A 23,496-nucleotide genomic window follows, 5' to 3' on the forward strand; every position below is an offset into this window, starting at 1 on the left:
ATTTCTCGCCGGCTAGTCGGCTATGGGGAATGGACGCTCGCTATCGCGAACTACGGGGCGGCTGCGAGATTATTTATTTCGTCGCCGCAACAAGATCTCACCATCTGGAGCATGCTCGACAGCGAGGTCGAAGAGGAGCGCAAGTTTGGCCGCGAGCTTATCCGGCTCATCAAGACGAAACCGGCCGGATACCTTCAAGCCCGCAAGTTCGTCGTCGACCACCCGAATGGATGGTCGATGGCGACTGGCAACCGCCAGAATCTCGCCAAGCGGCGTTGCCGCAAACTCGCGCACATCCGGCACGACGGTCTCCGCGGCCGGGCGTTTGGCGTCGCTGACCGGAGGGGGCGGCACCACCTGCGGACTGACCGCGCTCCCGTACGAAACCGTCTCGCCCATCACCATGCGCTTGATCGTGCGGGTTCTCGTCGCACTGGGCATGGCGACATCGACCTTGCCTTGAAGAAGTCGCACCGTCACATGCTCCTCGCGATTCAGGGCAACCTCGAAGATTGTGCCGCGCGCCGTGATGCTCCCGCGCGCCGCGAGAACCACGAAGGGCCTTCTCTCATGCGCGACCTCGAATCTGGACCGGCCTCGCTCGAGACGAAGCGTCCGCTGCGCGCGGCTATAGCGGACGACCAGTGCGCTTTCGGGTTGCAACGTCACCTTCGAGCCATCGGACAGCACCTGCGTCAAGACCTGCCCCTCTCGCGTCGCCAGCCGCAATGCCCCTTGGGGCGCGACGGCGGCGGTTTCCGGCACCGGGCGCCATGGTCCGTAAACCCATAGGGAGGATAATCCGGTCACGATGACTGCCAGCGCGGCCAACACTCCCAGGGTCTGGTGTGCACGGCGCCGATGAGCGGGATCACTTCGCGCATCTTCGCCATCCCGTTCCTCCTTCAGGAACTTGCCCATCGCATAGATTTCGCTCGCGCGATTGTAGAACGCCCGGTGCAGGGCGCCTCGTGCAAGCCACGCCTCGAACGCGGGTTTGTGCAAGTCGGCTTCGGGGCCGCGCATCCGGCCGAACCAGACGGTCGCTTCCCCCATGAGGCCGTCCCCGTCGTCCGGTTCGTCCTGAAATCCTTGGTCGCTCATCCCTTGTTCAGCGCTTTCCCGATCCGGAGGATCGCCTCTCCAATATGCCATTCGACCGTTCGCGTGCTAATGCCGAGTTGCCCGGCGATCGATTTGACGCTCAGCTCCTCAACCCTGTGTAAGAGAAAGACCTCCCGCGTCCTAGGCGGTAAAGCATCAACTGCGGCGCGATAGAGTTCCTGCATCTGCTCTACTTCGATCGCATGGGCCTGATCGGGCTCCTTGCCCGGCTCAATGCCGTCCATCGACGTGAAAACAGGCTGTCGCCGTCGCTTCCGGTGTCGATCGATGAGAAAATTACGCAAGATGCGCTTGAAATAACCTTCCGGGTCACGAAGCTCGGCGAGCGGACGTCCAGCCGCCAATCGTGCGAACACATCCTGGACGAGATCTTCAGGATCCTCCAGGCCACGGAAGCGGAACCGGAAGTATCGCGCCAGCTGCGGGGCTTGGGTGCGGTAGACTGCTTCAAGATCGCGGCGGTCGCTCGCGGTCTCCTCGCCATGATCTTCCATCCGGGAGGGCATGGGATCACACGAAGATCGTGTCATGACCGGTCGCAACCGGGACAAGGGAAAGGCAGACAATAATCACGGGCAGGCCATCCGAAGATGCCGGTCAAGATGCCTATACTATCGTTCGACCCGAATGGTCGAACGCCCGTGATGTCTGGCAGGATAATTCCACAACGTCGTTTGCCGGCAACCTGACGCGCTGCGCATCAAATGTGCATCACATCTCGCTCCTTCGCAACCATGTCTTTGTTCCCCCTCAAGATCCGCATTGATCTATGAGGCTGATCAATTCCTCGATGCATTCGTCGAGCAAGCGAAGGCCGGCGGCGGAAAGGTCCACATTGACCCGCCGCCCGTCGCGGGGATCGGGATATCTGGTCAAAAGCCCGCATTCAACGAGCCGGTTGATAGTGAATAATGCCGTGCGGCCCGGAACATTGGTCGCGCCGCACAGGCTGGTCAACGAGATGGGCCGGTGCTCATCGCGCAGATAAAGGTCCAGCATCATGTCGAGCGCCGGCGTCGAGAAGAGGTCGCGCCCCAGCCTGTCGCCGACATGGCGGCCCACGCGAACGATCAACCGCGCGAAGGCCACACGGTCCATTCCAGCGGCCGGAGGAGGCGCGCCCGCGTCCGCCATCACACAGCTCGCACGGCTCGATTTGCGATCGAAATACCGTTCGATCGCGGCACGCCGATATCACCGTCAATGCGGTGACCGGCGAGCACATAGGGTCCGCCCGCGCGCCCGCGTATCAAGCTCCCTGCCATGAATTGCCTCCTGCGCCGAAAGCCATCCTCGCTGAAGGGGGTGCCGCGAGATTGTAAAAAATTCCGGAAATCAGAGATTGCAATCAAATCGGATCAAATGGAGGTGCCGCTCGTACCCTATCGGGAAAACAGGTGGGGAGAGGGGGTGAAGGGGGGCGCTATCCCCTTCCATGAGACGATCCAGATATGAACTCCAATCACGACCCTGTCCTTCAATCGGCCGCGATCAACCTCGTCGAGGCCTTTGGCGGGCTATGGCGCGATGGCGGCGCGATGTGCCGATGTCCCGCGCATGATGATACAAGCCCCAGCCTGTCGGTCCGGATCGGCGAGCGAAGCCTGTTGTTCAAATGTTTCGCGGGCTGCCCGACTGCCGAGATATTGCGGGCGATCCGCCGGCTTCATCTTGGCATTCCATCGACTGCGCGCACGCCCTCCTTGAGTCCCATCGGCGCGCCATCGCCCATGACCGCGCTCGCGCGCCGAATCTGGGATGCCGGTGATCCTCTGCGAGGTACCGCTGGCGATCGCTATCTGCGCTCGCGCGCCCTCGCGATCCGGACATCGGCGCTGCGATACAATCCGCGTACGCCCCTGGGCCGCGGCCCAAGCGTCCGGTTTCGTCCAGCCATCATCGCCCCGATCGTCGAAGCGTCCCGATTGGTCGCTGTCCAGCGCATCTTTCTCGACCCGTCCACAGCGACGCTGGCCGCCGATCTCGAGAAACCCAAGCTCACGCTCGGCCGTCCATTGGCCGGGGCGGTTCGCCTGTCTCGCGCACGCACGGTGCTCGGCCTCGCCGAAGGGATTGAGACGGCGCTTTCGGCCATGGTCCTGCTCGGTATCCCGGTATGGGCTACCCTTGGAAATGAGCGTCTGCCCCGGATCCGGTTGCCCGACACAATCGAGCACCTCCTGCTTCTTCCCGACGCCGACAAGGCCGGCCGGGCCGGCGCGCACCTCGCGGAGCGGGCCTATGCCTGTCCCGGCCGCACTGTCGAAACGCGAATGCCTTGGTTCGGTTTGAATGACTGGAACAATGTCTTGCGGCGGGTGGCTGCAAACGGCGATCGCGATCTGGCTGACGCGGCTGACGCGACGCGGCCGAACCAGTGTCGGCCATGAAGGCATAAAGTCTCCTGCCAGGCCGCGTTCGCCGGGAACCGATGAGAGGCCAGGGCGCCCGCGCACTCGCGGAAGGGAGGGGGGAGGAGCGCGGGTGCGGCTTGCGGCCTGATGGTCAGGACGCCCCGCCTTCGGAGTATCATCATGCAATATCCAATCCTCTACGCGCCCGCCGCCAATTGCTCGGTGTCGCCGCTCAACGTCCGCAAGCACAGCAATGCGACCGCCGACAGCGAGCTCGCCGCCAATCTGGGCGAGACCGGCGTTGTCCTGCAGAACCTCATCGGCGTCGCCGTGAAGCGCAAGAAGGATCATTTCAGCATCATCGGCGGTGGCCGGCGCCTGCGCGCTGTTCACGACCAGATCGCGCAAGGAAAGCTGCCCGCAGATTTCCTGGTCCCCGTGATGGTGATGGCGAACGAAAAGGACGCCATCGAGATGAGCCTCACAGAGAATTATTATAACCTCGCGATGAACCCGGCCGATGCCTGCGAGGCGTTCCGGAACATGATCGACAAGGAAGGCAAGACCACCGAGCAGGTCGCCAAGCGGCTCGGTCTGACGAGGCGCTTCGTCGAGGGCCGCCTGCGCCTCGCCAATCTAGCCGACCCGATCTTCGAGGCGCTGCGCTGTGAGCAGATCACGCTCGACATCGCCATCGCCTATGCCAGCACCTCCGACACCGGGCGCCAAGCGGGTGTTTTCGAAGAGCTCGGAGACAGCTATCATTCGAACAATGTCGGCGAAATCCGCAGGCGCCTTGCCGCGGGCTCCTACAAGGGCGCCGATCCCAAGGCGGTCTTCGTGGGCCGCGAGGATTATGAGACCGCCGGCGGCCGTATCGATGGCGATCTTTTCTCCAGCACCGATACTGAGACCTGGCTTGACGGAGACATTCTCGAACGGCTTGCCGAAGAAAAACTCGTCGCCGCGGCGCAGGCCATTCGGGAGCGCGAGGGCTTCGCGGAGGTTCGCGCGATTCCGGCGGGCCGGATCCCCTATATGGAAACCTGCCAGCTCGAACATCTCGATGGCGAGCCCGTTCCGCTGAGCGAAGATGCGGCCGTCCGCAAGGCCGCCATCGAGGCCGAGGTTGCGGAGATCGAACGGGTCGGGGAGGATGTCGGGGCGTATGACGAAGCGCAATATGACCGCCTCGAAGCGCTGAACGAGGAGCTCGAAACCATCGAGGATACCGGTTCCGTCTTCACCGACGAGCAGCGCGCCACTGCGATCGCCTATGTCGTCATCGACAATAACGGCCAGCCCATGCTTCATGAGCAGCTCTACGTCCTGCCCGCCGCCGATGAGGACGCTCCCGGCGATGAAGGCGAGGACGAGGAGGACGATGGCGATGGCGGCGAGGGCGAGGACGACGGCGTCCAGGATGAAAAGGACGAGGTCAAATTCAGTGCCCGGCTCAGCGATGAGCTCGCGATGATGAAGACCGAGCTTCTCGCCGTCCATGTCGCCAGCGATCCGCATTTCGCGCTCGATCTCGGTACCTTCATCATGGTCGATACTGCAACGCGAACCTATGGCAGCTTCGATATGCCGAGCGAGCTCCGCGCGAGCGCACCCCACCCACGCGTCGCCAATTTCGACAGCGGCATGGCCGCCGCCGAGGCTTGGGCAAAGCTCGATGCCGCGCTCGACCGGAGCTGGGCCAACCACAAGGACATCGAGCAGCGATATGACGGCTTTTGCTCGCTCGACGATGAGGCGCGGGCGGCCTGGCTCGGCTGGGCCGTCGCGCGAACGCTCCAGTCGGTTCCCGACGGCGCGGCCGGGAGCGGTTTCCTCAACCATCTCGGCGCCAAGCTTGGAATCGACGTGGCTGCCTGGTGGAGACCGACGGCCCGAAATTTCTTCGATCGCATCACTAGGCCTGCTATCCTGAAGCTCTTCGCGGCCATCGGCGGCAGCGAACTCGCGAGCCGCTACGCCGCGTCGCGCAAATATGACCTCGCCGTCTCGGCCGAAAAGCTCTTCGCGGGTACGATCATCATGGACAATGACGCCAAGGAACGGGCGCTGGTCTGGCTTCCAGGCGCGATGCGCTTCGTCGCCGAGGCCGATCAGGTCGGGGTCGACTTTCCCTGCGACGCCGATGGCGACGGTGCCACGGTCACGGCCGAGGAAGGCGGGTCGATGTCCGCGGCGGCCTGACGAACCTGCGCTTGGGGGCCGCGGCGGTGCTGCGGCCCCATCGCACCTCGATGTCCACCGTTACCACCATCGCCCCGTTCCCTGGACCCGACGGAAATGCACCTTCTGTCAAGATAAAGGGAAGGGGGCGTGAGAAGAAGGCGGCGATCCGGCCGCCCTTTGCCCAGGAGCCACTTATGCATTCTGCCATTTCTGTCGGGCATTTGCCCGCGCCATCCATCTGCGCCGAACCCGGTGATGACCGCACCGTCAGAGTAGTGGCTGTCGCCCGCGCCGTGGCCGAGCGGCTGGCCGGTCGCGGCACGATCAGTCGCCAGGCTCTCAAGTCGCTGATGACCGAGGCCTATGGCGCGAGCGATGCGGCGGGCGCCTGGTCGATGCGCGACGCATATGACGCGCTCGAGGCGGCCCAGCTTCTGCGCCTTCTAAGCCCTGCGGGGCCGCTATCGGATCAAGACGCTCTCCCCGCTCGGCTTCATGCGCTCGACGACGTCGCACGCGCGCTGCCGCCGCAAACCTATCGCAGCGAGCAGCAGGTCGAGCTGCAACAATTCTCGACCCCGCTGCCGCTGGCCTGGCTTGTGGCTGTCGCCGCCGCGATGACCGACGAGGACATCGTGCTCGAACCGTCCGCCGGCATCGGGATGCTGGCGGTCCACGCGCGGCGCATGGGGGCCGCGCTCATCCTCAACGAACGCGATCCGGGACGCGCAGGACTGTTGACTGCCGTCATGGGCCAGCCTGTCTCGCGGCACGACGCGGAGTTCATCGACGACATGATCGATCCCGATTGCCGCCCGACGGTCGTGCTCATCAATCCGCCCTTCGGCCGAAGCGAGGGGCGCGGGCTCGACCGGCATGCCGCTGCCCGCCACCTGCGTTCCGCGCTGTTGCGGCTTGCGCCGGGTGGACGCTGCGTCGCGATCATGCCGCCGTCATTCGCGCCCGACGGTGCCGGCGCGACCAGCTATCAATCGGTCTGCGCGGTCGCGACACCCCGCGCTGAAATCACCCTGGAAGGCAAGCCCTTCGCGCGGCAGGGAGCCTCGATCACCGTGCGTCTTTGCGTCTTCGACAAGGGCTGGAGCGGGTGCACCGAACGTCACCTCGCATCGAGCTTTGCGGATGCGCTCCCGATCATTGCTGCGCTTCCGCCGCGCCTTGCCCTCGCTCCGCGCGAGCCCGACCCCGCGTCTGTGCGTGTATCGGCTGTCATCGACGCCCGGCCGCCGCGGTCGCGCGCCCTTCTCGGTGGCCTTGGCGGCGTCCGGCGTCTCGCGGCTCCGCCTGTCGCACAGACACTCGATGCCACGCCGCAGCCGCTCGCCTATGAATTGCTCGCAGAGGTGCCGGCGGCCGATGAACCGGTGGGCATCTATGTTCCCTGGCGTCTCACGCGGATCGCCTTTCCGGAACCAAATCCCCATCCGGACCAACTCGTCGAATCGGTCGCAATGTCGTCGATCCTGCCGCCGGTGCCGCATTATCATCCGCTTCTTCCACCATCCGCAGCTGCAGCGCTCTCCGACGCGCAGCGCGAGGCCGCCATATACGCCGGCCAGGCGTTCGAGCGCGATCTCCCCGGCCTGTATGTGCCGGACGCAGCTGGCACCGCCCTTCTACCCGGGGCGGAGGGCCAGCCCTATCGCATGGGCTATATGGTCGGCGACGGCACCGGCGTCGGCAAGGGGCAGCAGGTCGCTGCCTGCATCCTCGATCGCTGGTGCCGCGGACACCGCAAGGCGCTCTGGATCTCCAAAAGCGCCGCTCTGATCGAGGATGCGCGGCGCGACTGGTCGGCACTCGGCGGACTGCCGATCGACATGCAGCCGCTCGACGCCTTTCCGCTCGGCTCGGACATCCCGATGGAGAGCGGCATCCTATTCCTCACCTATGCGACGCTCCGGTCGCAGCGCGACGACGCACCTTCGCGGCTTCAGCAAATCCTGCGATGGCTCGGGACCGGCTTCGCGGGGCTGCTCGCCTTTGATGAAGCGCACGAGCTCGCCAATGCTGCGGGCGCCGAGACCATCCACGGCAAACAGAAGGGATCCGAGCAAGGGCTGGCCGGCGTGCGCCTCCAGAACATGTTGCCGCGCGCGTGCATCCTCTACAATTCAGCAACCGGCGCCACCGATCCGGCCAATCTCTGCTATGCCACGCGCCTCGGTCTCTGGGGTCAGGGCACCGCTTTCGAGACCCGCGAGGCCTTCATGGCCGCGATCGCGAGTGGCGGCATCGCGGCAATGGAAATCGTCGCCCGCGACCTCAAGGCGCTCGGCCTCTACACGGCCCGCTCGCTCACCTTCCGCGGCGTCGAATATGCGCCGCTCGAGCACGTCCTGACCGAGGATCAGATCCGCGTCTACGATGCCTATGCCGACGCCTGGAGCATCATCCACCGCCGCCTCGACGAGGTGCTTGAGGCCACCAACATCGTCGACCGCATGACCGGGCGGTCGCTCAACGCACAAGCCAAGGGGGCCGCGCTCTCGCGCTTCGAAAGCGCGAAGCAGCTCTTCTTCGGCCAAGTGCTGATCGCCATGAAACTGCCCACGCTCTTTGGCGCGATCGAGCATCATCTCGCGCGCGACCATCATGTCGTGATCCAGCTCGTGACCACCGCCGAGGCCATGCTCGAACGCCGGCTTGCGGGACTTGGCGCCGACGAACGCGCAAACCTTGAAATCGAGCTCTCACCCCGCGAGTATATGGTGGAATATCTCAAAACGGCCTTCCCGACGCGCATGCTGCGCGTCTTCAAGGGCACCGACGGTGAGCCTCGCTCCGAAATCGTCGTCGATGCGGCGGGCCATCCGATTCACAGCCAGGAAGCGCTTCGCGCGCGCGACGATCTCATAGAGCAACTCTGCGCGATGCCTGCGATCCCGAGTGCCCTTGACGCGATCATCTCCCGGTTCGGTACGGACCTTGTTGCCGAGGTGACCGGACGAAGCCGGCGGCTGTTGACCGATATGGTGGGGCGGCAGCGGATCGAACGGCGCACCGCGCGCAGCAATATCGCGGAGGCCGACGCCTTCATGGCGGGCGCGAAGCGGATCCTCATATTCTCGGACGCTGGCGGCACCGGACGGAGCTATCATGCCGATCGCAAATGCCCGACCGCGCACCGCCGCCGCGCGCACTTTCTTCTCGAACCGGGATGGCGGGCGTCCAACGCGATCCAGGGGCTTGGTCGCTCCAACCGCACCGACCAGCAAAGCGCCCCGATTTTTATTCCCGCGGCAACCAATTGCTGGGGTGAACGGCGCTTCATCAGCACGATCGCCCGCCGGCTCGACAGCCTCGGTGCCCTGACCCGTGGTCAACGCCAGGCCGGGGGCCAGAATCTCTTCGATCCTGCGGACAATCTCGAGAGCGACTATGCCAAGGATGCGCTCCAGCAATGGTACAGGCTGCTGCACCGCGGAAAACTCAAGAGTACCTCGCTTGCCGACTATGTCGGCATGACGGGTCTCAAGCTGGTCAACGAGGACAGCGGGGAACTGCTCGACAAGCTGCCGCCGATCCAGCGCTGGCTGAATCGCCTGCTCGCGCTCAGGATTGCGACTCAGAATGCCATCTTCGAGGAATATTTCGGGCTGATCCAGGCCCGCATTCAGGTTGCGCGGGAGGCGGGCACGCTCGACGTCGGTGTCGAGACGATCCTTGCCGATGAGATGCGCATCGTCGAGGAACAAGTGCTGCGGTGCGATCCGGTGAGCGGCGCTGAAACCAAACTGTGCCGGATCGAACTGAAACGTCGGCGGCGCGCCACGGCGCTTCCCGTCCTCCTCGATCAATGGCGCGACTGCGGCGATATCCAGTTCCTCCGCAACGAACGATCGGGCCGTGTCGCGCTTCGCGTGCCGTCCTGGTCGATACTCGATGACGATGGCCAATCGATCCGCATCTGGGAGCTCATCCGACCCACCGGTTCCGATCGCATTCGCGAGTCCAGGCTTGCTGCCAGCCACTGGCAGGCGACCGGAAAAGCCGACTTTGCGCGGCTCTGGCAGGCGGAATGCGAGATGGCGGCGCAGGAGGTCGAAACCAGCGACATCAACGTCGCAACGGGTCTTCTCCTGCCGGTCTGGGACAAGCTTCCCGATGATGACGTCCGCGTCTGGCGGATCGCGGACCAGGCCGGCAACGCCGTCCTCGGCCGCATCGTCTCGCCTGCGGGATTGGAGCGCCTCGCCGCGACATTTGGCATCAACATGGAGTTCGGCCTGACGCCGGCCGAGATCATCAGAGCTGCCCGTTCGTCCGAGGGCGTGGCAATTCCGGGCCTCGAACCGGCGCGTCTCCGCCGCGCGCTGGTCAATGACGAGCCTCGACTGGAAATCATGAACTATCCTCCGGACAGCCGTGCCCGATTGAAGGCGCTCGGCTGCTTTACCGAGATCATTGCTTACAAGACCCGGGTCTTTGTTCCCCCGAAGCAGGCCGAGGCGATCATCGCGGCCATCGGCGAGCCGATGGCCAGCCAGGCCGCCGCCTGATGGAGATTGACCGTCGGCACCCAGCGTGCCGGATTTTTATGTCGCGGGGCACGGGGCGCGGCTATTACAGCTCGGTCATGACCTTCGTACCCGAAGCCCAGTTGCAGGCCTATGCTCTGGCGCTGCTCCGCAAAGAACTGAAGCATCTGTCCCCTGGAGATTTTCAGGTCGAGAAGCGATTCAAGCTGCGGATAGGACATCATGAGGATGACTATGATGGCGCCGCGCTTTGGGAGGCCGAAGGTCGCGCCGACTTGCTCGTTCTTCACGGCAAGCGGCCACTCGCGCTCTTCGAACTCAAGCGCGAGGACAAGACTCTCAGCGAAGACCATGTTGGCCAGGGACGCAGCTATGCGGCGCAACTCCTCGATCGTCCGCCGCTGGTCATCGTGAGCAACGGCAAGGAGACATGGGTGCGGCAAGCCAGCAACGGCGAGCCGCTCGACCCCGGTCTGGACGGTGCGGACTTCGCGGAGAAGCTGTTCAGCAATATCGGCAAGGTCGCAGCGTCAAACCTCGCTTGGGCGATCGAAATGCTCATGGGTCCGGAGACGACCATCTGGGTCGAGGCCGTCCGCGCACGCACCGACGCGCTGATCGAGCAGCTCACCGGAGACCCCGATGATGCCCGGCTGCCTTATGGCCGTGATCTGCTGTTCGGTCGACGGGCCACCGTCGACATCCTCTCCATGCTCAACGATGGCGCCAAGGCCGTTGTCCTCGAAGGCGCGCCGCTCTCCGGCAAAAGCAATGTGCTGCGCGATCTTGCGCGCTTGACCCGCTCTTCTCCCGACTGGGCCATGTTGATGATCAACGCCGCCACGGCAGGTGCCGGACTCTTCCAGCGGATCGCCAATCTTTTCGAAGCGACGCTCGAATGGTCGCTTTCGCCGCAGGAAGTTCGGACATGGCTGCGGCGCATGTCCAAGTCGAACCGCAAGCCTGCTCTCATCCTCGCCGTGGATGGCGTCGCACCAGGTTCGGCCGTCGCCTCGGACCTGGAAGAGCTTGCCGAAACCGGCTTCGGCGATGCCTTGCGGCTCGTTCTGTCTACCGATCGCGCCGATACGATCCTCCGCGGCGCGAATGGCCGCACACCGGGTGCACTCGAGCCGGTCGCGAAAGTGATCGAAGTCGACCTTCTCGACGATCAGGAATTTCAATATGTCCGTGAAGCGATCGCACCCGCTCGCCTCTTCTTCTACGGCGGCGCCGAGCTAAGCCAGGAATATCGCAGGCCTTGGGTCCTTCGCGCCGCGCTTGCTGCCGGCTCCATACCCGATGACGAGGATATCGCGGCCTTTATTCCGGCATCCATGGGACTCAAGTTCGTTCAGACTGCCCGTCAGCACCTTTCGAAGGTGGGCGGCGATACCGCCCGGCTCTTTCGCCTTCTGGCACGGGACGCGCTCGCGGACGGCGGCGAGGTGTCCGACGCTCTCGCGTTGACGCAAGCCAATGCCCTGGTCGTTCGCCGTGACGCCTTCGGCCCTGCGTCGGACGCAGCTGCGACAGCGCTCGCTGCACAAGGCTGGGTCAAATGCAGCCGTCATCATGGCGGTGAGGATATCGTGGTTATTCGTGCGCCCGAGTTCCTGGTCAGCGAGCTCGCCTCCGAACTGGCCACACGCGTTTCCGAACGCCTGGCAGATGGCGCCGAAACAGCCGCAACGGAGCTCCTCTGGCAATCGCAGCGCTTTTTCCTGGGAGACCTGATCGGTGCCTGCGCCATCGTCGACCTCGCAGCGCGCCAGCGGGCCCTGCCTCTCGAACTGCTTGCTTTTCTGATGAACTTCTTCCCCGAAGCCGAGACCATGGCGGGCAAGCTGGTCAGTGCGGAAGGAGAAGATGGAAGGCCGTTCTACATGGTCTTTGACGAAAAGGGATGGGCAGCCCTTGCCGATGCAAACGGGAACCCGCTCAGCCCCTTCGAACGAGTCGATGAAGGCGATGAAGCCAGATCCTACAAGGACATGATCGCCTGGATGATCCTCTCTCAGCTTGCTCGTCTCCGCTCCGCATTCGGCGATTCCGACGGAGACCGTTTCGATTTCGAAATCATCACCCATCTCGGTCAATGCGGTTTCCCGCTCGTCAACGGCGGCCGGACACCGATGCGACATGCAATCGAAGACCTGGGAGGCACGGCAACGGTTCTGGACCCCGGCCATGCGCTTGCCGAACCCTTGACCGCCGCAATCCACAAATTGATTGCCGAGGAATGGCCGTCCCTCGACCCCTTTTTCGAGAAGGTCCGGGAGGCGAATGCGCTTCCTCTTACGGTTAGGGTCCAGCATGCGCTTTTGGCCCTGCGAAATTCTGCGGCACCCGGTTTGCCGGCATGGGTCGAGGCCAAACTTGAAGATTTCATTTTCCCGTTGCGCCAGGAACAGCAGGGCGCCGGCTTTCTCTAGGCGTCGGGCCTCTGACAGGACCGGACACGGACTGACAATCTCCGCGCTCCGGGTCTGTTTCACCGCGACCGGTGCGCCGGATGTTGATCGAATTTCCCCGCTGGTCGGCTTCGGCGTACAAAATGCCGCAGCCTTGCGGCGGCGGCTTGAGGTAACGCCGCCCGCCAGGTTCACGGCATGCGATCGAACGTTCGTCCCTGCCGGATGCTCAGGCCGGATGCCGCGGAGCGGGACTCCTCCGGCTTTTCAGAAATGACCGCGTTGAGCCGAATATCCGGCCGGCGACGGTTGATCCGCCTGTGGTCGGAGGAGGGAGGGGGACAGAGAAGGGCGGAGCAGCGCGATGCTGTTCCAGATCCTCTATCAGGAGACCCTTCCCATGAACATGATGGCTCCCGCTGCGCGCGCCGCACAAATACCCTATAAGGTCGACATCAGTCGCGGCCGCAATATCAGCCGCGTGTCGTCCGAATGGTTTTCAAGACCCGACGACGAACGCTTCCTCTCGCTTCCCGACCTCTATCATCGCGTTCACGCGCGGGCCGAGGCGGCAACGACGCGCGTCGTCGAGAGCCGCACGGTGCGTGTATTCGCGCGCAGCGACGAACCTGAGCGCCTGACCCTGGCCGTACCCGGCCGTGACGAACCCGTCGCACCGACCAACTGGTCCTTCGGCCAGCTCTGCAGCCTCGTGGGCGCGCCGGCCTCCTATTTGCGGACTCTTCCCGCAGCGCTCGCCGGGATCAACATGCAACATGGCTTGATCGATCATCGCGGCGAGCAGGTGAAGCTCCTTGAGACCAGCGATGGCCGCGCCGAACTCCGCGCGGTCACGGGCCCCGATTATGGCCGCATCTGGGACCATGAACTCGTCTCCGCCGTCATGCGCATCGCCGGCAATGGCACGGGCGATACGCGCTGGAAGGTGCCGGGCGTCCTCGACTGGTCTACGATGCACTATAACCCTCATGTCGATGTCTCGCGCGACACGACGACGCTTTACGCTTCCGACCGCGACGTCTTCCTCTTCCTCGTTGACGACACACACCCGATCGAGGCCGGGAAACTGCCCAATGGCGACCCCGACCTCTTCTTCCGCGGCTTTTACTGCTGGAACTCCGAGGTGGGATCGAAGGCGCTGGGCATCGCAACCTTCTATCTGCGGGCGGTCTGCATGAACCGGAATCTCTGGGGCGTCGAGAATTTCCAGGAAATCAACATCCGGCACTCAAAATTCGCCGCCAATCGCTTCGCGCACCAGGCTGAACCGGCACTCGCGCATTTCGCAGACTCCTCGCCCGCCAGATTCGTCGATGGGATCAAGACGGCGCGCGAACGGATCGTTGCGCGCACCGATGAGGACCGGGCTAGCTTCTTGCGCAACCGTGGCTTCTCCAGGTCCGACACGCAGCAGATCATCGCGCGCGTCTTGAGCGAGGAAGGTCATCCGCCGGCATCGCTCTACGATTTCGTGAACGGCATCACCGCCGTCGCCCGCACGAAGTCGCACCAGGACAGCCGCCTCGAACTCGAAGGCAAGGCAAGAGGACTGCTCCAGCGGGCCGATTGAATGGCGCGCGCCGATAACACCGGCGTCCTGCCAACCCGGTCATCTCGGACGTGATCATGCCGAACCCGAATCTCGACACTGCCGGCGCTGATACGCCCGCGTCGATCAAACTCGCCATGGTCCGCCGTCCAGGTCAGCCTTGCCGCGCGGGCACGCTCGCTCTCGCGAGTCCGGCCGCGGATGACGACGCCGACCTCGATGCAGTCGCCTCCTGCATTACCGATATCACGAGCGGCGCACGCAAAGGCTGATGTTCGCTCCAACCATTCCAGCAACCCGCAGAAGAGCCCGGCCCCGGCGCCGGTCATTTGCATTTCAAGGAGTCCCGTTCATGACGACCACCCCGTCTGTTCTCACCTACGCGGTCCGCGTGGAATATTTCACTGGTGACGACGTTTTTGCCGCCGAGACGTTGCTTGTCGACCAACCCGCCAGCGGCGAAATCGAGGCGGCAGCGACGATCGCCGCCGAGGCCAGTCCCTATTTCAACGCGTCTGTCCCCGAGCTTTCCTATGCAATGACGATCGCGCCCTTCGACCCCGACGACCCCGAACCACCGCCAGCCGGCGCGCGCGCGGCCGGTCTGTACCCATTGCGGTTCGGACCAACTCGTGCGCGACGCCTCCGCGCGGTGGGATACGGATGCGCAGGACTGGACGATGTCGGGACTCTATGACTGCACGACCTGCGATATTTGCGGCGCGGAGAGCGACGATCTCGCGCGGTGGGTTCCCGCCGACCATGTGATGCCGCTCGACCGCTACCGGCGCGACCTCGCGGCCGCGCTCGGCGAGGAGGACATCGCCCAGGAATATGACTTTATCCAGTTCTGTCTCGGACACTTCCGGGAAATACCGATCGCGGAGGCCAAAGCCGCCTGGAAGGGGCGTGACCGCACGGCCACATGAGGGCCGCTGATTTTGATCCGGCGAGCCCCGCCCTCGCGGCAGCCCTCCGCCACGCCTGAGCAAAGGAGACCAATATCATGGAAACCGGACAATATCTCGTGCTCAGCACAGCGCACATACGCTGTGCGACCGGTCAGCTGCTCAGCGACTGGGCCGACCTGCCGCCCGTACGCCAGCCATTGCCCGTCGCGCCGACCCAATATGGCTGGTTCCTGCCTACCCGGATCGAGACCGGCAATACTGCGCGGCATCTGCCGAAGGAAATTCCTCCGATCCTGGCGCTCGGGCGGGCGTATGGCTGTGACTATATTCTCCTCGACTGCGACGGCCCCACCGAGGCGGTGCTGCCGACCTTTCCCTGGTAGCGGCGCGACGGAGGGAAGAGGGCTGGGGAGCAGGCAGCCCGAGCGATGCCACACCAAGAGGATGACCGTCATGTTCCGTCACGCCGCCCGCCGCGCCGGCGCCGCGCTTCAGCGCGCGGCCCGCGCTTGCCTTGCATCCCTGCGGTTTTTTTCCGCCGCGCCGGGCACCGCCGATCTCCGTTCTCGATACCGAGCCGCCGTTGACGCGCTTCCCGTCGACCAGCTCGCCGTTTTCATGATGCACCGCGTCGATGATCTGGCGATCAGCGAAATCGCGACCCGCCTCGGTATGACCAGCGCGGAGATCGAACACAATCTTGCCAATGCGCTGCATGCCATTGCGATCGCCCTTGAGGGCGACTGAACCTCGGCTCCGCGTTGTGCACACTATCCCGGACACTCCCATGAAGACCCTGTCACCTCTGCGGGCGCGCCTCGCCTCGTTCGAGCATGCCTATGTCCTCGCGACCCGTCTTCGGTATGCTACCGGCTGCAACCACTATGTGGTGCGCACAGGCGATCCGTTTCAACCGGTCCGTGTGACGGCTACGCTGCCAGCCCAACCCGGATGCGTGCTGGCCTGGATTCGATGACGGCGCTGCGCACCTCTCCTTGTCGCCCCGGGCGGGCGCCGGCTCCACCGCGAAGATCAGCGAGCGTGTCGTCCGCGGCGCACCGCCTGACGCGGTGTCGATGGCCGATTCCGTCCGCGACAGACCCGGGACGGCTCGTTTCGTTCCCCTCCATGCAGCACCCAAAAGCGGACGTTCGGGTTAGTCTGCCTCGCGACCGTCGCGGTCGGACCGGCAGCCTCCCACCGTCAGGCCCATGCCGGCAAAACGTCCGCGACGCCCCGGAGCGCCTCTGAAAAGCGTCGCGGCAATAGCCTTGGTTATTTCTTGACGCGCAGTATGAGACTGCCACAGTGCAGGCCAGCACTGTAATTCGGGGGCGGTCGCAAGATGAGCAAGCGAGGAATCGAGAGGGAATTTGCACGCCCGGCGGCAGTCGGCCGGCTGGCGGCCGGACGTGCCTGTTTCCGGGTGGAAACGGGGTTCCACGCACAAGGCAAGGTGGCCCATGGCTGACAGGAAAATCCTGCTTATCGAGCCGGGCTACAAGAATAAATATCCGCCCCTCGGCCTGATGAAGATCGCGCAATATCACGGGCCCGACGGCAAGAAGGACCATGTCCGCTTTGTAAAGGGCGAGGATCCGAGCGTGCTGTCCAAAGCCTGGGACCGCATCTACGTGACGACATTGTTCTCGTTTGAATATCCCCGCATCGCGAACAGCATCGATTATGCTTTGAAGGTCGCGAACGGCCAGGCCGACAAGGTGTTCGTCGGTGGCATCGCCGCCTCATTGATGCACGAACGCTTTCTTGAGGAACGGCGCTGGCAGGGTGTACGCTTCATCAAGGGACTGCTTTCGGATGCGCCGGCAATTTCGCTGCAACTCGACGATTTTTCTGAGGAGCTCTATTCCGACGATCACGCGGGAATGCCCATAGAAGACCTCGTGCCCGACTACAGCATCCTCTCGCAGATCGACTATCAATATCCCGTCCGCGACGCTTATTTTGCGTACACGTCCCGCGGCTGCATTCGCAAATGCCAGTTCTGCGGCGTGCCAAAGCTCGAGGGCATGCAGCGTGACGTCGAATCGTTGACCGATATCGTCCGTGCGATCGACGAGAAATATGGTCCCAAGAAGGACCTTATCCTCATGGACAACAATGTTGTCGCAAGCCCGCGGTTCAAGGAGATCATCGCCGAGATTCGCGATCTCGGCTTCACCCCGGGCGCGAAGCTTTTGCGGTCGGGCTCGCGCGTCCCCGTTCAGCGCCGGGTCGATTTCAATCAAGGCGTCGATGCGCGCATTCTGTGCAAGGACCCGATGTACCTGCGGGAATTGGCATCGATCTGTCTCAAGCCCTTGCGCATCGCATTCGATCATCTCGGCGTTCGCAAGCCCTATGAGCAGGCGGTGCGCTACGCTCACGAACATGGGCTTACCGAGCTCTCGAATTACATGCTCTATAATTTCCACGATACGCCTGCGGATCTCTTCGAGCGCATGCGCCTCAACGTGACGCTGAACGAAGAACTCGACATTCGCGTCTGGTCCTTCCCCATGCGTTTCCAGCCGACTAACCGACCGGACCGCGGTCATATTGGCGAGCACTGGTCGCGCTACCAGCTGCGGTCGATGCAACTCATCCTTCAAGCGACACATGGTGTCGTGAGCGGCGCCCCCGAATTTTTCCGTCGGGCGTTCGGTGACACCGTGGCCGAATTCGAGAATATCCTGATGATGCCGCACGACATGATCTTCAACCGCGACTGGTATGACAAGCAGGGCGGGCGGGCCGAATATGATGACTATGTGGCCCAGGCCTCCCGGCTCTCGCCGGACCGGCGCCATGAACTGATAACGCTCCTTTCATCGTGCGACCCGCGCCATTATCCGACTTTGACCGAAATGACCGACGATGCGGCCGTTCGCAGCATCCTCCAATTCTATATGCCTCGCTCGAAGGAACTTCTTGCGGCAATCTGGAGCGGACGGGGTTCCTGGCCAAAGGTTGCCGCTGACCTCGGGGTTCCAGAGGACGAACGCGTTGAGGATGCGGGCCTTGACGCCGAAGAAGAGCCGATTGAGGCGTCGGCGAACCGAAAGGTGGCAGCATGAATACGATGATGCAGCTTGGTCGCGGCGACGCGGAAAGCCAACTCGAGCAGACCGCGACGGTTGGAAAGGACATCATCGAACTCCTCTCGACGGCGATGTATGTCGACCCACTTACGGTTTACCGGGAATATATTCAGAACTCGGCCGATGCGATCGATGCCGCGCGCGCCGCCGGGCATCCCGCCGGACAGGTCCAGATCGCGCTCGATCCCGCCGCGCGCACAATCGTCATTCGCGATGACGGGGACGGCCTGCCGATGCAGGGTTTCGCCGCAAGATTGACGGCTGTAGGGGCGAGTCTCAAACGGGGCACGCAGGCGCGGGGGTTTCGCGGCGTCGGCCGGCTGTCGGGACTGGCCTATGCGCGCGCGCTGACGTTCCGGTCGCGCGCGCGCGGCGAGGACATTGTGTCAACAATGCGATGGGACTGTCAGCGTATGCGCGCTGCGCTCAAGGACCCCGACGATCACCGCGATCTTCCCGCGCTGGTCGCGGCCGTCACAGAAACACATATAGAAACCGAAGCCGGCCCTCCCTTTTTCGAGGTCAGGCTCGAGGGGGTGGTGCGCCACGGTGACGACCGGCTCATGTCGCCGGGCGCCGTCGCCGATTACCTGTCCCAGGTCGCGCCGCTTCCGCTCAACACCGCCTTTTCGCACCGGGAGGGCATCGTCGCGAAGCTTTCGGCCGAGCTTGACATGGCCGGTATTGAAATTTCCATCAACGGCGAACCGCCGCTCATGCGTCCACATGTCGACGAGATCTTGGTAGAGGGCGTTCGTCCGCTTCGGCTGCATGAAATCAGCTTCGTGGAAATCCCGTCGACGGATGGCGGGACCGCGGCGCTCGGATGGATCGCCCATCATGATTATGAAGGCGCAATCCATCCTTCGACCAAGGTCCGTGGACTTCGCGTGCGCGCCGGCAATATTCAGATTGGCGATGCGGGCGTTCTCGCCGACGCATTCCCCGAACAGCGTTTCGACAGCTGGGCGGTCGGTGAAATCCATATTCTCGATCCCCGCATAGTCCCGAATGGGCGCCGGGACGATTTTGAGCGCAACATCCATCTCGCGAATTTGAAGAACCATCTCGCGCCGCACGGACGCGAGGTTGCTAACCGCTGCCGCACCAGTTCGCGGGAGCGCAAGCGGGTGCGCGATATCGAGCTCGAGCAAGCCTCCGCCCGCGAAGGGCTTTCAATCCTGAGACAGGGAAGCCTTGGTGCCGCCGAGCGCGACCGCGTGGCGCTTTCGGTCGAACTCGCGCTGATGCGTGCCGAGAAGCATACCGGCCAAACGGAGCTCGTCGTCGATGTGCATCAACAGACGCGCCTGGAGCTCGACGGGTTGCGCGAAGAGCTCGACATGCTGGCGTCCGACGAGCAGGCCCCCGCATCGCCACTTGACCGGCTGAACCCCGAACGACGCGCCTTTTACGAGGAAATGTTTGCTCTAATTTACAACTGCTCAGTCAACCGCTCGGCCGCAAAGGGCCTTGTCGACCGGATTATTGCCCAGATTGCCTGAGTGGTCTTCGGTGAGGGGCTCGGCAGGCGCGGAGCAGCCTTCAGTTTCGGGCTGGCGGCCCCATGCTCGCTATTTGGAACCGATCCGGACAATCGAATAGCATTGCACTTTCATTTGAACGCTCGAGACGAAGCATTGTCCGGCAATGGGCTGTTTCCAAACTCGAGTTTGTTCACCCTCGACTCAGAAGATTGAATCAGTAATCAGTCGTCGCATCCAATAAAATTCTTGCGCGGGGCGGCTTTCACACAATGATATTTCCGGAAATCGCTCCCTCTCGCAGTGAGTGCATGCGGCAGATCCAGGAGGCTTTCCGGTCTGACGGCGCCCGGATTTATGTCGACGCAAGCGTTCTCATCCACTGCTACGAAATGAGCCGCAGTGCCCGCGAGGAACTGCTCAACGCGCTCGATTCCTTCGGGCCCAAGGTGCGTATTCCCGTCTGGTCAGCGAAGGAAACCTGGGATCATACCCGCGCGCTGCGGACAAAATGGCCCTTGAAAGCAACCGCCAAGACCCTGAGCAACTATATGGCGCGATTTCGGTCCGAAAGCCTTCGCTACGTCGATGAGCGCACCTTCGGCGACATGAGCATGGAGCAATTCTCACGCGAGCTTGATGGTTTTCTCGCTACGGGAGAGGCGCTCGCCAAGCGGGCCGAGCACATCGACCCCGGGCACGATGACGCAAATGCGCGCTTGCTGCCGTTCATCGCCGGTCACGCCCTCACATCCGACATGACGATCATCTACGATGAGGTAAACCGGACGGGCGAGGCGCGCTACAGTCATGACGTTCCTCCCGGCTTCGGCGATGGCGGCGTGAGGACTCAAAATGGAGAAGGCGAGGAAGGCGAAGGATCGGCCCAACTCAAGGGTAAGAAGCGCAACCGCTTCGGCGACCTTATCATGTGGCTCGAGGCGCTGCAGGATTGCGGTGCGCCGGAAGCCAAGCATCTTGTGATCGTGACACGCGACAACACCAAGAAGGACTGGGTCTATAATCCCGAACGCGTTGCGACCGACGAGGGCGGCCTCCTGCAGAATGGCGGCCTCATCACCCTTCCGCTCCCGCTTCTCGCACAGGAAGCGAAATTTCGCTGCCCGCACCTCGAAGGGATCCACGTGATCTCGCTCGAAATGCTCACGCACATTCTGCGGACAGGTCATGGCGCGCGCGTCACAAACCTTGTCCGCGCGCTTCAGCCCGATGTGGGCAACCCGCGCGGAAGCGTGCGCGACGGGCGCGCCGAACGACGCGGGGAAAGTGCCGAGGGCGAGCCCGTTGCCGTGAGCTTCGGATCGTCGGACATGATATTCGAGCCCGGGGAGGATACAGAAGGCCCGGTCTGGCGAGCGGTTAACGCGCTCCGTGCGGAAGGCTGGAGCATAACCAACGCGGCGGCCGCGGCGCTGACCGAATATATGCACCAGGTCAATGCCGATCAAGCCAAGCAAATTGGCCGGGGCATTGTCGCAGCGTCGAACGACGACGCGCTGAAGCCGATCGAACTCGCACAGCATGTTCTCAACGGCGACGAATATTCGGCGGAGATACGGGCCAACCTCCTCGTCGGCATGCTCGGCGAGACCTATTTTGACGAAAATGGCGAGCCGAGGAAGCCGACGGCGCACAGCGATATCACCGGTATCCTCTTCGATCACGCCGGCGACGCCGACACACGCGTCGCCTATGAAGCGACGATCGCGACGACACTCGATCCCTTCCGGAAACTCTATCTCGCTCTTCCGGGCGAACCGGAACGCGGCATCCCGATCGAACTCCAGCTCAGCGGCAGCCGCCTTATCGGTTGCCAGGCCGATGGAAAGGATTTGCTCGAAATGAATGCCCCTGAATCGCGTCAGCTCGTGAGCGGCGGCAAGAGCGAGGAAATGCCGGTCACTGATCTGCTCGCAGCACTGGCGCGCGAGTTCGTGGTCCCTGAGACCATGCTGACTCTCGAAGGCCCGACCAATTTCCAGATCGAACTTCCCGAGCGGATAGGTTTTGTCGGCTGGGGCCCGAACAGCGGAGAATTGCTGCGATGACGAAAGCCCAGGTGCCCGCCGACTCAGTGATCGTCGGATCCTATTCGCTCGAATCCCTGACCACGGGTATGTATGAAGATCCGCGGCACTGTATCCGCGAATATGTACAAAATGGCTATGACGCGATCCGTGCCGCGCGGGCCGTTGAACTGATCGGTCCGGCCGAAGGCCTCGTCACGGTTTCGATCAGCGGCTCGCAAAGTCGTCCCACGATCACCGTCAAGGACGATGGCACCGGCATTCCCTCCGCGCAGGCCGTCGGCATTCTCGTGTCTGTCGGCGCCAGCACCAAACGCTCGACGCTGAATGCAGGATTTCGGGGGATCGGGCGCCTTGCCGGCATCGCCTATTGTACGACCCTTCGTTTCTCCACCACCGTGGCCGGTGAGGATGTCGCGACCATCGTCGAGTTCGATTGCGGCCGCCTGCGAGGTTTCATGAAGCCCAGCGCGGACTATCAGGATATTCGCGAAGTCATCCGGCAATGCTCCACGAGCGACATCAGGACGGCACCGGTTGATGCCCATTGGACCGAGGTTGAAATGATCGGCCTCACCGGTGTCGGTCTCGAATTTGCCGAAATCGAAAAGCTGGTGCCCTATCTCCGACAGGTTTGTCCGACCGACTATTCGGATCGCTTCACCTTCGCGCCGCGCATCCGGAATTTCGCCGAGACAGTCGGACATCCGATCGGCTCGATCGAGGTTGAAACGCGCTACAAGCGCGAACGCACCCAGATCCTCAAGGCCTATGACGATGCGACGCCGACGAGCGATCCGCGCAAGCCATCGACCGTGAATGACATCGAACTCATCAACAACGCCGAGCTCGGCTGGCATGGCTGGATCGCCCGTTCGAACTTCAAGGGAGAACTTACCGACGACACGGTCGCAGGCGTGCGCTTCCGGATGAAAAATATCCAGATAGACGGGTCGAGCCTCATCGAGACTTTAGGGTCTGAGCTGACACTCGGTGGCACCGAAGGCCGCCTCCAACGCTACGCCGTCGGAGAGATTTTCATCACCAATCCCGCCGTAATCCCCAACGCGCGCCGCGACGGGTTCGAGGACAGCGCGGCCTGGCGCCAGATCCGCACTGACGTGAAGACGAAGGTCGCAAAGCGCGTCGTCACCCTCGTCCGGGAAGCCTCGAAGAGCCGGACGACGCTCCGCTCGATCGCCAGCGAAATAGCCGGGCTCGCGCGAACGATCGATGCGGAGTGGATCGAACCTGTCGTTGCCGACCGGGTCGCCGCCACCATCAATCGCATCCTTGCCCGGCTGAAGCCTGAGAAGCTCACCGGCGGAGACCCCGATGAGGTCGGTGGCCATGTGTCGAGGCTCAAGACATTGCAGGAGAAGCTCGACGAACTGCGCGCCCGCCCGAAACCGGAACCCGAGAGACCCCAGGAGGGAGGTGGCAACGTGCCTGCGCCGGAGGACGATGATGGCGGTGGTGCGGATGACGGCAACGACATTGGCGGCGGCAGCGGCGAAAGCGATGACGTCGGCGACGACGACGAGATGGATTCCCCCGACGCCTGGCCTGCCGACCGCATGCTGGCAGCTGTGCGCTTCATCATCGAATCCGAACAGGGTGCAGAGGAGGCGCAGCGCATATTCGCGGCTGCCGCTGCCCATCTTGCTGCGGGAGGACCATGACCCACGGGCTTTACGTCATCGCATCTCTCGCCGGATGAGCGCTGCCGCCCTGTTCCAGACGATATCCGTGAGAATCAGACCATGCTGCCGGACGGCAAAACAGAGCCCATAGGGAAAG

17 protein-coding genes are annotated in these 23,496 nt (G+C 63.2%); 14 read left to right on the plus strand and 3 right to left on the minus strand.

Going from position 1 to position 23,496, the window contains the following annotated elements:
- Positions 1 to 69: 69 nt before the first annotated feature.
- The 3 genes from ATE67_RS03315 to ATE67_RS03325 all read right to left on the minus strand — a co-directional run bounded on the left by ATE67_RS03315 (position 70) and on the right by ATE67_RS03325 (position 2,259).
- Complete coding sequence (locus ATE67_RS03315; RefSeq protein ID WP_058810008.1) at positions 70 to 1,104, minus strand: FecR family protein; 1,035 nt, start codon at positions 1,102 to 1,104, stop codon at positions 70 to 72.
- Positions 1,101 to 1,619 (minus strand): RNA polymerase sigma factor, encoded by a 519-nt coding sequence (locus tag ATE67_RS03320; protein ID WP_197411756.1) that lies wholly within the window; start codon positions 1,617 to 1,619, stop codon positions 1,101 to 1,103. The genes ATE67_RS03315 and ATE67_RS03320 overlap by 4 nt, the downstream gene beginning before the upstream one ends.
- A gap of 256 nt (positions 1,620 to 1,875) precedes the next feature.
- Positions 1,876 to 2,259 carry a MarR family winged helix-turn-helix transcriptional regulator gene (locus ATE67_RS03325; protein WP_082660185.1) on the minus strand — a complete coding sequence of 128 codons (384 nt, stop codon included), beginning with the start codon at positions 2,257 to 2,259 and terminating at the stop codon, positions 1,876 to 1,878.
- A 317-nt stretch (positions 2,260 to 2,576) separates the two neighbouring features.
- Here ATE67_RS03325 and ATE67_RS03330 point away from each other — a divergent pair, with 317 nt between their 5' ends.
- From ATE67_RS03330 to ATE67_RS03395, 14 genes are all read left to right on the plus strand, one after another.
- The gene (locus tag ATE67_RS03330; RefSeq protein ID WP_082660186.1) at positions 2,577 to 3,515 is read left to right on the plus strand and encodes a DUF7146 domain-containing protein; all 939 of its coding nucleotides are present in this window, start codon (positions 2,577 to 2,579) and stop codon (positions 3,513 to 3,515) included.
- Positions 3,516 to 3,659: 144 nt separating this feature from the next.
- Positions 3,660 to 5,684 carry a ParB/RepB/Spo0J family partition protein gene (locus tag ATE67_RS03335; RefSeq protein WP_058810010.1) on the plus strand — a complete coding sequence of 675 codons (2,025 nt, stop codon included), beginning with the start codon at positions 3,660 to 3,662 and terminating at the stop codon, positions 5,682 to 5,684.
- A 176-nt stretch (positions 5,685 to 5,860) separates the two neighbouring features.
- Positions 5,861 to 10,189 carry a strawberry notch-like NTP hydrolase domain-containing protein gene (locus tag ATE67_RS03340; protein ID WP_082660187.1) on the plus strand — a complete coding sequence of 1,443 codons (4,329 nt, stop codon included), beginning with the start codon at positions 5,861 to 5,863 and terminating at the stop codon, positions 10,187 to 10,189.
- The gene (locus ATE67_RS03345) at positions 10,189 to 12,603 is read left to right on the plus strand and encodes a type I restriction enzyme HsdR N-terminal domain-containing protein (protein ID WP_231728033.1); all 2,415 of its coding nucleotides are present in this window, start codon (positions 10,189 to 10,191) and stop codon (positions 12,601 to 12,603) included. Before ATE67_RS03340 ends, ATE67_RS03345 begins: the two co-directional genes overlap by 1 nt.
- A gap of 379 nt (positions 12,604 to 12,982) precedes the next feature.
- A complete protein-coding gene (locus ATE67_RS03350; RefSeq protein WP_058809154.1) occupies positions 12,983 to 14,173 on the plus strand; it encodes a hypothetical protein in 1,191 nt (396 codons plus the stop codon).
- A 50-nt stretch (positions 14,174 to 14,223) separates the two neighbouring features.
- A complete protein-coding gene (locus tag ATE67_RS03355; RefSeq protein WP_058815264.1) occupies positions 14,224 to 14,424 on the plus strand; it encodes a hypothetical protein in 201 nt (66 codons plus the stop codon).
- Between the two features lie 80 nt (positions 14,425 to 14,504).
- A complete protein-coding gene (locus tag ATE67_RS21290; RefSeq protein WP_058799773.1) occupies positions 14,505 to 14,849 on the plus strand; it encodes a hypothetical protein in 345 nt (114 codons plus the stop codon).
- On the plus strand, positions 14,833 to 15,081 hold the full coding sequence (locus tag ATE67_RS03365) for a hypothetical protein (protein WP_058539846.1): 249 nt from the start codon (positions 14,833 to 14,835) through the stop codon (positions 15,079 to 15,081). Before ATE67_RS21290 ends, ATE67_RS03365 begins: the two co-directional genes overlap by 17 nt.
- A 77-nt stretch (positions 15,082 to 15,158) precedes the next feature.
- Complete coding sequence (locus ATE67_RS21620; protein WP_058539847.1) at positions 15,159 to 15,446, plus strand: DUF5983 family protein; 288 nt, start codon at positions 15,159 to 15,161, stop codon at positions 15,444 to 15,446.
- A 70-nt stretch (positions 15,447 to 15,516) separates the two neighbouring features.
- Positions 15,517 to 15,810 (plus strand): RNA polymerase sigma factor, encoded by a 294-nt coding sequence (locus ATE67_RS21625; RefSeq protein WP_197411715.1) that lies wholly within the window; start codon positions 15,517 to 15,519, stop codon positions 15,808 to 15,810.
- Positions 15,811 to 16,526: 716 nt separating this feature from the next.
- On the plus strand, positions 16,527 to 18,140 hold the full coding sequence (locus ATE67_RS03380) for a hypothetical protein (RefSeq protein WP_058809149.1): 1,614 nt from the start codon (positions 16,527 to 16,529) through the stop codon (positions 18,138 to 18,140).
- Positions 18,137 to 19,669 carry an ATP-binding protein gene (locus ATE67_RS03385; RefSeq protein ID WP_058809148.1) on the plus strand — a complete coding sequence of 511 codons (1,533 nt, stop codon included), beginning with the start codon at positions 18,137 to 18,139 and terminating at the stop codon, positions 19,667 to 19,669. Before ATE67_RS03380 ends, ATE67_RS03385 begins: the two co-directional genes overlap by 4 nt.
- A 290-nt stretch (positions 19,670 to 19,959) precedes the next feature.
- Positions 19,960 to 21,717 (plus strand): PIN-like domain-containing protein, encoded by a 1,758-nt coding sequence (locus tag ATE67_RS03390; protein WP_058809147.1) that lies wholly within the window; start codon positions 19,960 to 19,962, stop codon positions 21,715 to 21,717.
- Positions 21,714 to 23,378: an ATP-binding protein gene (locus ATE67_RS03395; protein WP_058815265.1), complete on the plus strand. Its 1,665-nt coding sequence runs from the start codon at positions 21,714 to 21,716 to the stop codon at positions 23,376 to 23,378. Before ATE67_RS03390 ends, ATE67_RS03395 begins: the two co-directional genes overlap by 4 nt.
- Positions 23,379 to 23,496: the final 118 nt, after the last annotated feature.

The organism is Sphingopyxis sp. H050, assembly GCF_001468265.1.
Taxonomy (GTDB): Bacteria; Pseudomonadota; Alphaproteobacteria; order Sphingomonadales; family Sphingomonadaceae; genus Sphingopyxis.